The sequence below is a fragment of the Nocardioides sp. genome, assembly GCF_047606145.1.
In the GTDB taxonomy this organism is placed as follows: Bacteria; Actinomycetota; Actinomycetes; order Propionibacteriales; family Nocardioidaceae; genus Nocardioides.
This window is the reverse complement of record NZ_JASGET010000167.1, coordinates 1-13,887: the sequence shown is the minus strand read 5'-3', so window position 1 is coordinate 13,887 and position 13,887 is coordinate 1. Positions and strand designations below refer to the sequence as shown.

15 protein-coding genes are annotated in these 13,887 nt (G+C 71.4%); 12 read left to right on the top strand and 3 right to left on the bottom strand.

What is annotated here, in order from left to right; genetic code table 11:
* Both QM638_RS22685 and lpdA read right to left on the bottom strand, forming a co-directional pair.
* On the bottom strand, nt 1–684 hold a 684-nt coding region (locus QM638_RS22685; protein WP_415145893.1), incomplete at its 3' end, for a biotin/lipoyl-containing protein.
* 46 nt (nt 685–730) lie between these two features.
* Nucleotides 731–2,110, bottom strand: coding sequence for a dihydrolipoyl dehydrogenase (gene lpdA, locus QM638_RS22680; RefSeq protein ID WP_415145891.1), 1,380 nt, complete (start codon nt 2,108–2,110; stop codon nt 731–733).
* Between the two features lie 132 nt (nt 2,111–2,242).
* Between lpdA and QM638_RS22675 the strand changes: the two genes are divergently transcribed.
* Nucleotides 2,243–2,599 (top strand): hypothetical protein, encoded by a 357-nt coding sequence (locus QM638_RS22675; protein ID WP_415145889.1) that lies wholly within the window; start codon nt 2,243–2,245, stop codon nt 2,597–2,599.
* Between the two features lie 34 nt (nt 2,600–2,633).
* Here QM638_RS22675 and QM638_RS22670 read toward each other — a convergent pair whose 3' ends face one another.
* Complete coding sequence (locus QM638_RS22670) at nt 2,634–4,139, bottom strand: leucyl aminopeptidase (RefSeq protein WP_415145887.1); 1,506 nt, start codon at nt 4,137–4,139, stop codon at nt 2,634–2,636.
* Between the two features lie 34 nt (nt 4,140–4,173).
* Between QM638_RS22670 and gcvT the strand changes: the two genes are divergently transcribed.
* The 11 genes from gcvT (at nt 4,174) to QM638_RS22615 (ending at nt 13,560) form a co-directional block, all read left to right on the top strand.
* Nucleotides 4,174–5,337 carry a glycine cleavage system aminomethyltransferase GcvT gene (gene gcvT / locus QM638_RS22665; RefSeq protein WP_415145885.1) on the top strand — a complete coding sequence of 388 codons (1,164 nt, stop codon included), beginning with the start codon at nt 4,174–4,176 and terminating at the stop codon, nt 5,335–5,337.
* Nucleotides 5,338–5,601: a hypothetical protein gene (locus QM638_RS22660; protein ID WP_415145883.1), complete on the top strand. Its 264-nt coding sequence runs from the start codon at nt 5,338–5,340 to the stop codon at nt 5,599–5,601.
* Between the two features lie 104 nt (nt 5,602–5,705).
* Complete coding sequence (locus tag QM638_RS22655) at nt 5,706–7,055, top strand: NCS2 family permease (protein ID WP_415145881.1); 1,350 nt, start codon at nt 5,706–5,708, stop codon at nt 7,053–7,055.
* Complete coding sequence (locus QM638_RS22650; RefSeq protein ID WP_415145879.1) at nt 7,052–7,918, top strand: PhzF family phenazine biosynthesis protein; 867 nt, start codon at nt 7,052–7,054, stop codon at nt 7,916–7,918. Before QM638_RS22655 ends, QM638_RS22650 begins: the two co-directional genes overlap by 4 nt.
* Nucleotides 7,919–7,923: 5 nt before the next feature.
* The gene (locus QM638_RS22645; protein ID WP_415145877.1) at nt 7,924–8,868 is read left to right on the top strand and encodes an FAD-dependent thymidylate synthase; all 945 of its coding nucleotides are present in this window, start codon (nt 7,924–7,926) and stop codon (nt 8,866–8,868) included.
* Nucleotides 8,869–8,909: 41 nt separating this feature from the next.
* Complete coding sequence (locus QM638_RS22640; RefSeq protein ID WP_415145875.1) at nt 8,910–9,410, top strand: dihydrofolate reductase; 501 nt, start codon at nt 8,910–8,912, stop codon at nt 9,408–9,410.
* The gene (locus tag QM638_RS22635) at nt 9,407–10,630 is read left to right on the top strand and encodes a calcium:proton antiporter (RefSeq protein WP_415145873.1); all 1,224 of its coding nucleotides are present in this window, start codon (nt 9,407–9,409) and stop codon (nt 10,628–10,630) included. Before QM638_RS22640 ends, QM638_RS22635 begins: the two co-directional genes overlap by 4 nt.
* 71 nt (nt 10,631–10,701) lie before the next feature.
* On the top strand, nt 10,702–11,643 hold the full coding sequence (locus QM638_RS22630) for an LLM class F420-dependent oxidoreductase (protein ID WP_415145871.1): 942 nt from the start codon (nt 10,702–10,704) through the stop codon (nt 11,641–11,643).
* A 181-nt stretch (nt 11,644–11,824) separates the two neighbouring features.
* Complete coding sequence (locus QM638_RS22625; protein ID WP_415145869.1) at nt 11,825–12,163, top strand: hypothetical protein; 339 nt, start codon at nt 11,825–11,827, stop codon at nt 12,161–12,163.
* A gap of 3 nt (nt 12,164–12,166) precedes the next feature.
* Nucleotides 12,167–12,691 carry a hypothetical protein gene (locus tag QM638_RS22620; protein WP_415145867.1) on the top strand — a complete coding sequence of 175 codons (525 nt, stop codon included), beginning with the start codon at nt 12,167–12,169 and terminating at the stop codon, nt 12,689–12,691.
* Between the two features lie 137 nt (nt 12,692–12,828).
* Nucleotides 12,829–13,560 carry a VanZ family protein gene (locus tag QM638_RS22615; RefSeq protein ID WP_415145865.1) on the top strand — a complete coding sequence of 244 codons (732 nt, stop codon included), beginning with the start codon at nt 12,829–12,831 and terminating at the stop codon, nt 13,558–13,560.
* The last annotated feature ends 327 nt before the right edge of the window (nt 13,561–13,887 follow it).

Here is a 13,887-nt window from a genome sequence, read left to right as displayed (position 1 = left end):
CTCGGGCTCGGGAGTCGGCTCGGGCTCGGCGGCCGGGGCGGCCCCGGCCTCGCCGACAAGCGCCAACTCGGCGCCGACCTCGACGGTCTCGTCCTCGGCGACCTTGATCTCCAGCAGGGTGCCGGCCACCGGCGAGGGGATCTCGGTGTCGACCTTGTCGGTGGAGACCTCCAGCAGCGGCTCGTCGACGGCGACGGCGTCGCCGACGTTCTTCAGCCACCGGGTGACGGTGCCTTCGGTGACCGACTCGCCGAGCGCGGGCAGGACGACCGATTCGGCCTTGCCCGCGGCTGCCGGGGCCGCCGGGGTGGACGCGGGTTCGGCGGCGGCCGGCGTCTGCGGGGCGGCGGGCGTGGACTCCGCGGGCGCGGGCTCGGCAGCAGGTTGGGACTCGGGCTGGGACTCGGCGGCGGGCTCGGGCGCCGACGGCGCGGCACCGGCCTCGCCGGCCTCACCGACCACCGCCAGCACGGCACCGACCTCGACGGTGTCGTCCTCGTTCGCCTTGATCTCCAGCAGGGTGCCGGCCACCGGCGAGGGGATCTCGGTGTCGACCTTGTCGGTGGAGACCTCCAGCAGCGGCTCGTCGACGGCGATGGTGTCGCCGACGTTCTTCAGCCAGCGGGTGACGGTGCCTTCGGTGACGGACTCGCCGAGTGCCGGGAGTGTTACTTCGGTGGCCATGAGGTTCCTTCGCTTGCGGAGTGGTGTGTCTAGTTCTATCGGAGGTTCATGAATGGGCGTGCAGCGGCTTGCCCGCCAGGGCGAGGAACGCCTCGCCGAGTGCCTCGTTCTGGGTGGGGTGGGCATGGACCAGCGGCGCCACGTCATCCGGCACCGCCTCCCAGCCGTAGATCAGCTGCGCCTCGCCGATCAGCTCGCCGACCCGGTCGCCGACCAGGTGCAGTCCGACCACCGGGCCGTCCGGGTGCCGGATGAGCTTCACGAATCCCTGCGTGCCGAGGATCTGGCTCTTGCCGTTGCCGCCGAGGTCGTAGACGAGCGTCTCCACCTCGCCGTACCGCTCTCGTGCGGCCTGCTCGGTCAGCCCGACCGACGCGACCTCGGGATGGGAGTAGGTGACGCGGGGGATGCCGAGGTCGTCGATCGACGCCGGGTCCAGACCGGCGATCTGCTCGGCGACGAAGATGCCCTGGGCGAAGCCGCGATGGGCGAGCTGCGGGCCCGCCACGATGTCGCCGACGGCGTACACCTCCGCCACCCCGGTGCGCAGCCGGTCGTCGACCCGCACGAAGCCGCGGTCCAGCGTGATGCCCTGGTCCTCGAACCCGAGGCCCGCGGTGACCGGCCCGCGGCCGACCGCGACCAGCAGCAGGTCCGCCTCGAGGCTCTCCCCGCCCTGGGTGCGTACGACGACCCCGGACTCGGTCCGCGAGACCGACTCGAACGGGGTCGAGGTCAGCGCCCGGATGCCGCGCTTGCGGAACGCCCGCTGCAGCGCCGCGGAGCTGGCCTCGTCCTCGGTGGGGACGAGCCGGGGAAGCGCCTCGAGGATGGTCACCTCGGCACCGAAGCTGCGCCAGACGCTGGCGAACTCGCAGCCGATCACGCCGCCGCCGAGCACCACCACCGAGGCCGGGACCCGGTCCAGGGCGAGCGCATGCTCGGAGGTGAGGACCCGCTCGCCGTCCACCTCCAGGCCGGGCAGCGATCGTGCGGCCGAGCCGGTGGCCAGCACCAGGTGCCGACCGGTGTAGCCGGTCTCACCGACGCGGACCTCGTGCGGCCCGACCAGGGTGCCCTCGCCCTCGATCACGGTGATGCCGCGGGAGGCGATCAGGCCGGTGAGCCCCTTGAACAGTCGGGCCACCACCTTGTCCTTGTAGGCGTTGACCCCGGGCATGTCGATGCCGTCCAGCTGCGCCCGGACGCCGAAGTCGGCGGCGTCGCGGGCGGCATCGGCGATCTCCCCGGCGTGCAGCAGCGCCTTGGTCGGGATGCAGCCGACGTGCAGGCAGGTGCCGCCGAGCCGGTCCCGCTCGACCAGCCCGACCGAGAGGCCGAGCTGTGCGGCACGCAGGGCGCAGGCATAGCCACCCGAGCCCGCCCCGAGGACGAGTACGTCGAAGGCGTCGGTCACGGCCACCATCTTGTCACTACCTCCACGCGGCTCCGTGCGCCGCCCGTCGGCCCGGGGAGAGGTGGGCCGACCAAGGCCCGACACAGGCCGGACGGATCCGACATGGGCCTGGGATGGGCGGTGAGACGGCACACTTGTCCCATGGCGTTCTGGAACAGGTGGCGTGGCCGGGCGGCGCGGAGCTCGCCCCCGGTGGACGCGGCGCGCACCGGGTCGACCCGGGTGCGGGCGGCCGACGCGGCGGACGTGGCACATCTGGCCGACTTCGTCGCGAGCAGGCGTGGCGTGGAGGGATTCGTCGAGCCGCGGACCGCGGTCAGCGAGGTGACCCTGCTGCTGGTCGCGCACGACGGCGAGTGGACCCGGCGGCGGGTGCCGTCGGCGAAGTGGGCGCACGCCTTCTGCAACGAGCATCAGCTCCCCTCCTACGACGCCGCGGTGGTCGGCGTACCGCAGCGGATGCGGGACTACAACCGCCGGATGCGCGGCGCGAGGTGAGGGCGAGATCGGGCCGGGGTGAGGGCGAGACGAGTCAGCGCGGGGCGGCCAGGGCGCGGGCGTAGTCGACGAGGGTGGCGACCGCGGCGCCGGTGCCGCCGGCCGGCAGGTGACCCGACGGCGAGCTCGAGCGGTACGACGGCCCGGCGATGTCGAGATGGGCCCAGGGCAGTCCCGCGGTGAACTCCCGCAGGAAGGCTGCGGCGTACAGGCCGGCGCCCCAGCGGATCCAGTCGGTCTGGGCGAGGTCGGCGACCTTGGAGGAGCGGATCCGCTCGTCCATGATCTCCGGGATCGGCATCGGCCACATCAGCTCGCCGGCCGACTCGGCCGCGGCGAGCACCGCCTGCACGACCTCCTCGGAGCCGAGCACGCCGGTGATCTCCTCGCCCAGCGCGACCACCATCGCGCCGGTCAGGGTGGCCACGTCGATGATGACGTCCGGCTCGACCTCGGTCGCGCGCACCAGCGCGTCGGCCAGGACCAGTCGGCCCTCGGCGTCCATGTTCTGCGCCTCGGTGGTGCGTCCGCCGTAGTGCACCACCACGTCGCCGGGCTTGAGCGCGCTCCCCGAGACCATGTTCTCCGCCATCGGCGCGTACGCCGAGACCTGCACCGGCAGGCCCAGCCGGGCGATCGCCAGGGTGGCCTGGACCACCGCGGCGGCGCCGGCCATGTCCGACTTCATGGTGGTCATCGACTGGCCGGGCTTGAGGGTGAGGCCGCCGGAGTCGAAGGTGATGCCCTTGCCGACCAGCGCCAGGTGCGCCACCGGGTCGGCGGGGGAGTAGGCGAGCTCGACCAGCCGCGGTGGTGCGGCGGAGCCCTGGCCGACCGCAAGGATGCCGCCGCAGCCGAGGTCGGCGAGCTGGTCGGCGTCGAAGACCGTCGCGCTCACCGCGTCCACCTCGTCCGCGGCGGTGACCACTGCCTCCGCGAACGCCGGCGGGGTGAGGTCGCCCGGTGGGGTGTTGACCCAGTCGCGCGCGGCGTTGACCGCCTCGGCCAGGATCCGCGCCCGGGCGAAGGCGTCGATCGCCTCGCGACGACGCGCGATCGGGCTGGCCACGATCACCTCGGCGACCGGGCGGTCCTCCCTCGCCGACTTGTACCTGGTGAAGGAGTAGCCGCCGAGCAGGTGACCCTCGGTGACGGCGCGGATCAGCTCCGGTGTCCCGGCCGGCAGGCAGAGCGCCACCGAGGTGGCGTTGAGCCCGGTCCGCGCCACGGCCCCGGCGGCGCGTCGTACGGCGTCCGGGGTGGGCGACGACTCCGGATCGGCCCCGGCCTTGCCCAGCCCGACGACGAGCAGCAGCGGCGAGGCGATGGTGCCGCCGGTGGGCACCCGGACCACCTCACCGGCCTTCCCGGTCGCCCCCAGGGTGGCCAGCAGGCCGCGCAGCCTGCGGCCGAACGCGTCGGCGACCTCGTCGGCCCCCGGAGCCGGTACGACGCCGTCGGGACCCTGGAACACGCCGATCGCGACGGCCTCGGCGCGGGTCTTCGCGGGACTGACGGTGCGCAGCGTGTAGGAGGTCACGGGGGCGAGTCTAGGGTGCGGTAGGTTCGGCGCTATGCCGGAGCAGACCCCGTCCGCCGCGTCGTCCCCGGAGCCGGTCGAGCCGGTCGAGCTGATCGAGTCTCCGCTCCACCAGCGGCACGTCGCGCTCGGCGCGAAGTTCGGCGAGTTCGGCGGCTGGACGATGCCGCTGGAGTACGCCGGAGTGCTCAAGGAGCACACCGCGGTGCGCGAGCGGGTCGGGGTCTTCGACGTGAGCCACCTCGGCAAGATCACCGTCTCGGGCCCGGGTGCCGCCGACTTCCTCAACGCCCGGCTGAGCAACGACCTCGGCCGGATCGGGCCGGGCAAGGCGCAGTACACGCTGTGCTGCGACGCCGAGACCGGCGGCATCGTGGACGACCTGATCGTCTACTACCGCGACGAGACGCACCTGCTGCTGGTGCCGAACGCGGCCAACAGCGCCGAGATCCTGCGCCGGCTGACGGCCGAGGCGCCGGCGGCGCTGACCATCACCGACCACCACACCGACCATGCGGTGCTGGCGGTGCAGGGGCCGAGCTCGGACGAGCTGCTGGAGGCGGTCGGGTTGCCCGCCGGCCACGCCTACATGAGCTTCCTCGAGCAGGGGCTGCCCGGCGTGCTGGACGACGAGGTCGGCGTGGTGGTCTGCCGCACCGGCTACACCGGCGAGCGCGGCTACGAGCTGATCGTCGCCGCGGCCGCGGCCGGCGCGCTCTGGGATGCGCTGCTCGCGAAGGGCGAGCCGCTCGGCGTACTCCCCGCCGGGCTGGGGGCCCGGGACACCCTGCGCACCGAGATGGGCTACCCGTTGCACGGTCAGGACATCAGCCTCGACGTCACTCCGAACCAGGCCCGGCTCGGCTGGGCCGTCGGTTGGAAGAAGGACGCCTTCTGGGGCCGTGACGCCCTGATCGCGGAGAAGGAGGCCGGACCGGCCCGGGTGCTGCGCGGGATCGTGGCGACCGGCCGGGGCATCCCGCGCCCGCACATGAGCGTGAGCCTGACCAAGGACGTTCCGGTCGGTGAGGTGACCTCGGGGACGTTCAGCCCGACCCGGAAGACCGGCATCGGCCTGGCGCTCGTGCAACGCGTGGTCGATCCCGAGGCGGAGGTGGGCGTCGACATCCGCGGCCGCCGCGAGATCTTCCAGCTCACCGACCCGCCGTTCGTCCCCGCGCACGTGCGGGAGGACTGAATGAACCTGCCCGACCTGCCCCCGGTCTTCTCCACCCCCGACGAGGAGCGCACCTGGTGGTGGCAGCTGCTGGGTGCCGACGGCGCCGAGCTGCCGTCCGGCGCCGTCACCGAGGAGTACGCCGAGCAGCGGTTCGCCAACCAGGGCGACGCCGAGTCCTGGATCGGTGAGGTCTGGGCCGAGCTGCTCGACCAGGGCGTGGAGAGCGTGGTCCTGGTCGAGCTCGACCGGCGGGTCTACGGCCCGATGTCGCTGCGCGCCTGAGCGGCACCCGGCCGCCCCGACCCGACGCCGTCCCGACCCGACTCCCTAGGATCGGTTCCGACCCAGTACAGCCTCACCCCGATAGCCAACCCGAAAGGCATCTCGTGGATCGGTTCTTCCGGCTGAGCGAGCGTGGCACCACGGTCCGTAGCGAGGTCATCGGCGGGGTGGTGACGTTCGCGACGATGGCCTACATCGTCGCGGTCAACCCCGACATCCTCGGCGGCGTGGCCGACGCGACCGGAGCCAAGCTGCCGCACGACCAACTCGTCACCGTGACCGCCCTGGTGGCCGGCGTGATGACCATCGCGATGGGTCTGATCGCCAACGTCCCGATGGCGCTCGCCGCCGGGCTGGGGGTGAACTCCTTCGCCGCCTACACCCTGGTCGCCGCCCGCGGGCTGAGCTGGTCGGACGCGATGGGCGTCATCGTGATCGAGGGCGTGGTGATGCTGGTGCTGGTCGTCGCCGGCCTGCGCGAGGCGATCATGAACGCGATCCCGGACGCGCTCAAGCGGGCCATCGGCGCCGGCATCGGGCTCTTCATCGCCCTGATCGGTCTGGTCGACGGCGGCATCGTCGCGCACCCCGACGAGGGCACCGTGCTGGCGCTCGGGGCCGACTTCACGTCCTGGAACACCCTGGTCTTCGTGCTCGCCCTGGTCGCGATGGCGGTGCTGATGAGCCGCCGGGTGCCGGGTGCCCTGCTGATCGGCATCGTCGCCGCGACCGTGGTCGGCATCGTCATCAACGCGATCGCCTCGGGCACGCCGGTCGCGGGCGCCGAGATGCCGCACTCGGTGGTCGCCGCTCCGGACTTCGGTCTGGTCGGCGAGGTCGGCTTCCACGTCGTCGACGCCGTCGGGCTCGGTGCCGCGCTGGCGCTGGTGGTCACCGTGCTGATGGCCAACTTCTTCGACGCGATGGGCACCGCGCTCGCGGTCGGCCGCCGGGCCGGCCTGACCGACGACCAGGGCCGGCTGCCGCAGATGCGGAAGGTGCTGTTGGTCGAGTCCGCGGGCGCGGTCGTCGGTGGCGCCGCGTCGGCCTCCTCCAACACGATCTTCGTGGAGAGCACCGCCGGGGCCGCCCAGGGCGCCCGCACCGGCCTGGCCAACCTCACCACCGGCGTGCTGTTCCTGCTCACCATGTTCTTCGCCCCGCTGGCCGGGGTGATCCCCTCGGCCGCGACCGGGCCGGCGCTGGTGGTGGTCGGCGCGCTGATGATCGGCCAGGTCTCCGGGATCGAGTGGGACGACCTCGGCGTCGCGATCCCGGCGTTCGCGACCATCGCGCTGATGCCGTTCACCTACTCCATCGCCAACGGCGTCGGCGCCGGGATGGTGCTCTACGCCCTGATCGCGCTGTGCCGCGGCCGGTGGCGGGAGATCCACCCGCTGATGGCGATCGTGGCGGCGGTCTTCGTCTGGTACTTCCTCAAGGGGCCGGTGTGAGCCGGTTCGACTTCCGCCAGGTCGACGTCTTCAGCGCCGAGCCGCTGCGCGGGAACCCGGTCGCGGTGGTGCACGACGCCGAATCCATCGCCGAGCCGGACCTGGCCGCGTTCGCGCGCTGGACCAATCTGTCCGAGACCACCTTCCTGTTGCCGCCGACCACGCCCGCGGCCGACTACCGGGTGCGGATCCTCACCCCGGGCGCCGAGCTGCCGTTCGCCGGTCACCCCACACTGGGGACCGCGCACGCCTGGCTGGAGGCCGGCGGGGTGCCGCGCGAGGACCGGGAGATCGTCCAGGAGTGCGGTGTCGGCCTGGTCCGGGTGCGTCGCGGTGCCGACCGGCTCGCCTTCGCCGCCCCCGAGCTGCTGCGTAGCGGTCCGGTCGACGCCGCGGACCTGGCACGGATCGCCGCCGGTCTCCGGCTGCGGGTCGGCGATCTGCAGGACGCGCAGTGGATCGACAACGGGCCGGGCTGGGTCGGCGTCCTGTTGGCCGACGCCGACGCGGTGCTGCGGGTGCGGCCCGACCCGGTCGCCCTCGGCGACCTGGCCGTCGGCATCGCCGGGATCTATCCCGAGGGGGAGTGCGCGATCGAGGTGCGCGCCTTCGTCGGTGGGATCGGGGTGGACGAGGATCCGGTCACCGGCTCGCTCAACGCCGGCCTGGCCCAGTGGCTGGCGGGCGGTCTGCTGCCGGCGAGCTACGTGGCCTCCCAGGGCACGGTGTTGCAGCGTCGCGGCCGGGTGCACATCGACACCGACGAGGACGGCACCATCTGGGTCGGCGGCGAGACCGTGACGACGATCTCGGGCACGCTGAGCCTGCCTGACCCGATCCGGCGCCCGGTCTCGATAGGGTGACGCCGATGGACGCGCCGTACGCACGAGTGATCGCCGACAGCAGCTACGCCACCGAGGCCGGTCCCGGGGTGCGGCTGACCACCATGGAGGTCTGCTTCCACCGGTTCGTGCTCTCGGAGTTCAACACCCACCGGGTCTTCTCCCGCAACTCGGCGAGCAGCCGGGCGATCCCGATCCACAAGCAGCTGGCCAAGCTGACCGAGGATCTCGCGGTCCCGCTGGCCTGGCCCACCGAGCAGCCCGGCATGCAGGGTGGCACCGATCTCGACGCCGACGCCGCGGGCGCCGCCGAGGCCGAGTGGCGGCAGTTGGCGAGCATCACCATCAACGCCGCGGCCGAGCTCAAGCACCTGCAGGTGCACAAGTCGGTGGTCAACCGCGTCCTGGAGCCGTACATGTGGCACACGGTGGTGGTCACCTCGACCGCGTGGTCGAACTTCTTCGCCCAGCGCAGCAGCCCGCTCGCCCAGCCCGAGATCCGGGCGGTCTCGGAGCTGATGGAGGCCGCGTACGCCGCCAGTACGCCGACCGAGCTGGCCACCGGTCAGTGGCACCTGCCCTATGTCCAGGACGACGAGCACCCTGCGACCGATGGGACCGATGGGACCGGTGGGACCGGTACCGCGGGCTGGCGCGAGCTCGCCAGGGTCAGCGCGGCCCGCTGTGCCCGCACCTCCTACCTCACCCAGGCGGGGGTCCGCGACCGGACCAAGGACCTCGCGCTCTACGACCGGCTGGTCACCGCCCGGCCGGCGCACTGGTCGCCGCTCGAGCACGTGGCCACGCCGTGGCCGGAGAACCGGGCGGCGGGCTCGCTCGGCTTCACCGACCTGGACGGGGTCGAGCTGAGCGTGGCGACCGATCACCTGCCCCGGGTGGGCAACCTGCTCGGCTGGCGTTCGCTGCGCACCGAGGTGGAGACCGCGCAACGAGCGGTGACGTTCTCCTGAGCCTCGCGGAGCGGCCCCGGGCGCGTCGGCAGCTGGTCCTGGTGGCGGCGGTGGCCGCCGGCGGCGTGATCGGCGACCGGTCGCTCGGAGCGCACGGCGGCGTGCCCTGGCACCTGCCCGCGGAGCTGGCCGGGTTCCGCGAGCTCACCTGGGGCCATCCGTTGCTGATGGGCCGGACGACGTACGAGTCCATCGGGCGGCCGCTGCCGGGGCGGACCAGCATCGTGCTCACCCGCGACCCGGAGTGGCGCCGCGCCGGCGTGCTGGTCGCTCACGACCTAGACGAGGCGCTCGCGCTCGCCGCCGCGCTGCCGGACGCTCCGCCGAGCGGGGGAGACCTGATGGTGATCGGCGGCGCCGAGGTGTACGCCGAGACGCTGCCGCTGGCCGGCGAGCAGATCCTGAGCGAGATCGCGCTCCGGGTGGAGGGTGACGTCTGCTATCCGGCGTTCGACCGTGCCGAGTGGACGCCGACCCGTAGGGTCCACGGTGAGGGCTACGACCGGGTCTGGTGGCGCCGGGCGGGACGGGGGACCGGATGACGAGGGTGGGCGAGGCCTGGAGCCGGGTGCCCTGGACGACCTCGGTGCCGGTGCTGGCGGTGCTGGTGCTCGCCGTCTCCTGGGGCTCGCACCCGCATGGCGTGGTGGTCGGATTGATCGGGATCTTCCTGATCGGCGCCGTGCTGGCGGCCGTCCAACACGCCGAGACCGTGGCCCACCGGGTGGGGGAGCCGTTCGGGTCCCTGCTGCTCGCGGTCGCGGTGACGGTGATCGAGGTGGGGCTGATCGTCACCCTGATGGCCACCGGCACGGGCGACACCGGCGAGCTGGCGCGCGACACCGTCTTCTCGGCGGTGATGATCTGCCTCAACGGCATCGCCGGGCTGTCGCTGCTGGTCTCCGCGTCCCGGCGCGGACTCGCGATCTTCAACCCCGAGGGCACCGGCGCCGCGTTGGCCACGGTGATCACGCTGGCCGGGATGTGTCTGGTGCTGCCACGGTTCACCACGTCGGCGGACGGACCGGAGTTCTCCGGAGCACAGCTCGCCTTCGCGGCCTGCGCCTCGCTGGTCGTCTACGTGATCTTCGTCTTCACCCAGACGGTCAAGCATCGCGACTTCTTCCTTCCGGTCTCCCCGGACGGTGGTCTGCGCGACGGGTCCGGCGATGGGAATGGGGCCGGCGATGGGAATGGGGATGGGGCCGGCGATGGGGCCGGCGATGGGGCCGGCGATGCGGCCGGCGATGCGGCCGGCGATGCGGCCGGCGATGCGACCGGTGACGACCACGCCGCCCCGCCCGGCCGAGGCTCCACCCTCGTCGCCGGTCTGCTGCTGGTGGCCTCCCTGCTCGCGGTGGTGGGGTTGGCCAAGGTCGAGTCCAAGGCGATCGAGGACGGCGTCGCCTCGCTCGGCTTCCCGAAGGCGGTGGTCGGGGTGATCATCGCGCTGCTGGTCCTGATGCCGGAGACGCTCGCCGCGGTCCGCAACGCCGCCGCGGACCGGGTCCAGATCAGCCTCAACCTGGCCTACGGCTCGGCGATGGCCTCGGTCGGCCTGACCATCCCGGCCATCGCGGTGGCCTCGATCTGGCTCGACGGGCCGCTGGTCCTCGGCCTGGACGCGACCCAGATCGTGCTGCTGGTGCTCTCCGTGGTGGTCAGCACCCTGACCGTCGTACCGGGCCGCTCCAAGACGCTGCAGGGCTGGCTGCATCTGGTGCTGCTGGCCTCGTTCGTGTTCCTGTCGATCAATCCCTGAGGGTCGCCGACGACCGCGGTGCGGCAACCCTGACCCGAGGCGGGTGGGGCCGCTCTGGCAGGCTGGTCGCCATGGAGCTGCGCATCTTCACCGAACCACAGCAGGGCGCCACCTACGACGACCTGCTGGCCGTGGCCAGCACCGCCGAGGAGCTCGGCTTCGGTGCGTTCTTCCGGTCCGACCACTACCTGAAGATGGGCGACGTCTCGGGGCTGCCCGGCCCCACCGACGCCTGGACCACGTTGGCCGGGCTGGCCCGGGAGACCTCCACCATCCGGCTGGGCACCCTGGTGACCAGCGCAACGTTCCGGTACCCCGGGCCGTTGGCGATCCAGGTCGCCGGGGTGGACCAGATGTCCGGTGGGCGGGTCGACCTCGGCCTGGGCGCAGGCTGGTTCGAGGACGAGCACGCCGCCTACGGCATCCCGTTCCCCGGCACCCGGGAGCGGTTCGACCGACTGGAGGAGCAGCTCGAGCTGATCACCGGGCTGTGGGCCGCGGACCCGGCCGCCGGCTACTCCTTCGCCGGCACCCACTACCAGCTCACCAACAGCCCGGGGCTGCCCAAGCCGGTGCAGACCGGCGGCCACCGCGGGGGAGTGCACCTGGTGATCGGCGGACACGGCAAGCGCCGTACGCCGAGCCTGGCGGCGCGCTACGCCGACGAGTTCAATGTGCCGTTTGCATCCGTCGCCGACACCGCCGCCCAGCTCGACCGGGTGCGGGGCTTCGTCGCGGAGGCCGGACGGACACCGGAGTCGATGACCTACTCGGCCGCCCAGGTGCTCTGCCTCGGCGCCGACGAGGCGGAGATCGATCGCCGCGCCGCGGCGATCGGCAGGGAGAAGGCCGAGCTGCGGGAGAACGGCCTGGCCGGCACCCCCGCCGAGGTCATCGCGAAGATCGAGCGGTTCGCCGACGCCGGTGCCAGCCGGGTCTACCTCCAGGTGCTCGACCTCGCCGACCTCGACCACCTGCGACTGGTCGCCGCCGAGGTCATGCCGTACGTGTGACGCCTGGGGAATGCCAATCAAACTCTTGACCCCCCTCTCTTCTGAGAACGTCCTCCCTGCGGTCGACACTCGGCCGATCGCGTAGCCAGGTGCTGGTCACCCGGCCGATCTCACAGGTGAGGAACAAAGTGAAGCGAACCGAGACAATGTGCGCCTCGGTCTCGTTGCAGCGGTTGGGGGCGTGGTCCTGTCCTCCGGCGCCGCCTTGGCGGTCTCCGGCCACCCGATCACGGGCACGTGCTATGAGGATGGCAGCTGGTATACCTCGAGCAATGTGCGCACGATGAGTGGCAAGACGATCAAGGCGTCCTTCACGACGCTGCCGAGTAAGGGCCTGGTATTTCGCGCCTTGAACTACAACACCGGCGCCCGCCTCGGTAAGGTGATCTACGCTCCACCGGAGAGCACACAGACCATCAAGTCGGGTGGCAAGAAGGGTACCGAGTTCGAGAACTCGTTCCGGCTCGAGGTCTCCGGGCACCAGGAAAACTACAGCTTCGACGGCAGCGAGAGTTACTGACGCATGCCCGTGCCACCCCGCTGGGCCGCGGGGGCTGGGGCCGTTCTGGCCCTGGCCGCCGCGGTCGCGGCATGCTCGAATTCCAACCACATCTCCGGCCAGGCGGCCATCTCGCCTGCCGCCGCCGTCAGCGAATATCTGGCCGAGGAGTCGCACGTAGACCTCGCGCCAACCTGGATATGGCCAACCAGCGTTGGCTTTCCCACTGCCGGGCCGGACGGAAAGCCGATGCTGTACCAGTCCGGCTACGGAACTACGCAAGCAGACCACTATTGGTACTGCTCGTGGGAGACGACTCTCGTCTCGGCGACGACATCGCCAGCGGTAGCGAAGCGTGCCCGACAAGAACTCGCCCGCGTCCGCCAGACCCACATGTACATCGCAGACATCCTTCCGGTCGACCGTCCCCGCTTCAACAAGATCCTCGACTCCGCAATCCACGGGAGGACCCGACTCATGCAGCGAGATGTCAAGCTGAACTGCCCGAAAGAGCCCGCGGCCAAGACATCATCCACGGCCGGACAGTAATCTGCCCCGTGCTCTCATACATCTGGTCTCACGGGGTCGCGGACTCGATCCTGGGCGCTGTCCTCCTGGCCGCGCTCTGTGGGGCAATCACCTGGCTACGGCAGGCGAGCCCGCGGAACGGCATAGTCGCCGCAATCTTGGCGCTCCCGGTCACCGCCATTCTGGGCGCCACATTGATGCGCTATGGATGGCCGTCCACGCTCAGCATCCATGGCGGGTTGCATTGGGCCAGCGGCGGGTGGCTGCGGTTCACCACGGATTTCGGCCACAGCGAGGAGATCGCCCTCAACATCATCTTGTTCGTTCCGGCCGGCCTGGTCCTTGCTCTCGTCCTGCGGCGGCCGCTCTTGATCTTTGTCCTGCTGTCCGGTCTCAGCGCGACGATCGAGCTCGTCCAGGGTGCCTTGGGGTTGGGGACGGCTGATCTCTCCGACTTCTTGTCCAACACGATCGGTGCTGGTTGCGGGACGATCGCGGGCGGTGCCATCGCATGCGTGTGGGGGTCGAGAGAGCGGCGGCCGTACGCGCAGGTCGGAATCCTGCTGGGCACGGCTGTCGTCCTCGCTGCGCTAGTGCCGCTTGGCGCTGCCCACCGGCAAGGACACGTCGAAAAGGCTCTCGAAGCAAGGTTCGCCGGACTGACCTTCGATGACTACCAGCGGTGGTCCTCCGATGGTCAGATCGGGCGCCGGGTGTTCACCGTCGGCGGCATCTTCAGTTCGGGTGCCGAGCAACACGATGGACGGGCAGTCGTGAGGTATCCCACCTCGTTCATGGGCATCGACCAATGCCTCATCGCTACCTGGACCAGGATCGGAGTGACCATCACGCGGCACCACGAATCGTTGTGCGACGAATTTATGGGCTGACCCGAGTGAAGAGTGAGACTCTTCTATGTCTGTCAAGCCGGTGATTGGTCGGCGTGAAGGGCTTCGAGGTTGCGGTAGAGCTGGCCGGCGAGGTGGCGGCGGATCTCCTTAGTGGCGCTGGGAACGCGTGGACACGGGCAGCGGTGATGTCGTGGGTCGAGCCGGGCTCGACCTGCGAGGACCATGGATCCCAGGCCGATTCGACGAGCTCCCCGACGGTCTCGCATCCGAACTCCTGGCACGTGCCGAGAAAGACCTCGTCGGGTATGCCGGCCAGTTCGGGCCCACCCAGCTCGCCCGGTTGGGGCGGGGGATCTTGGAGCACCT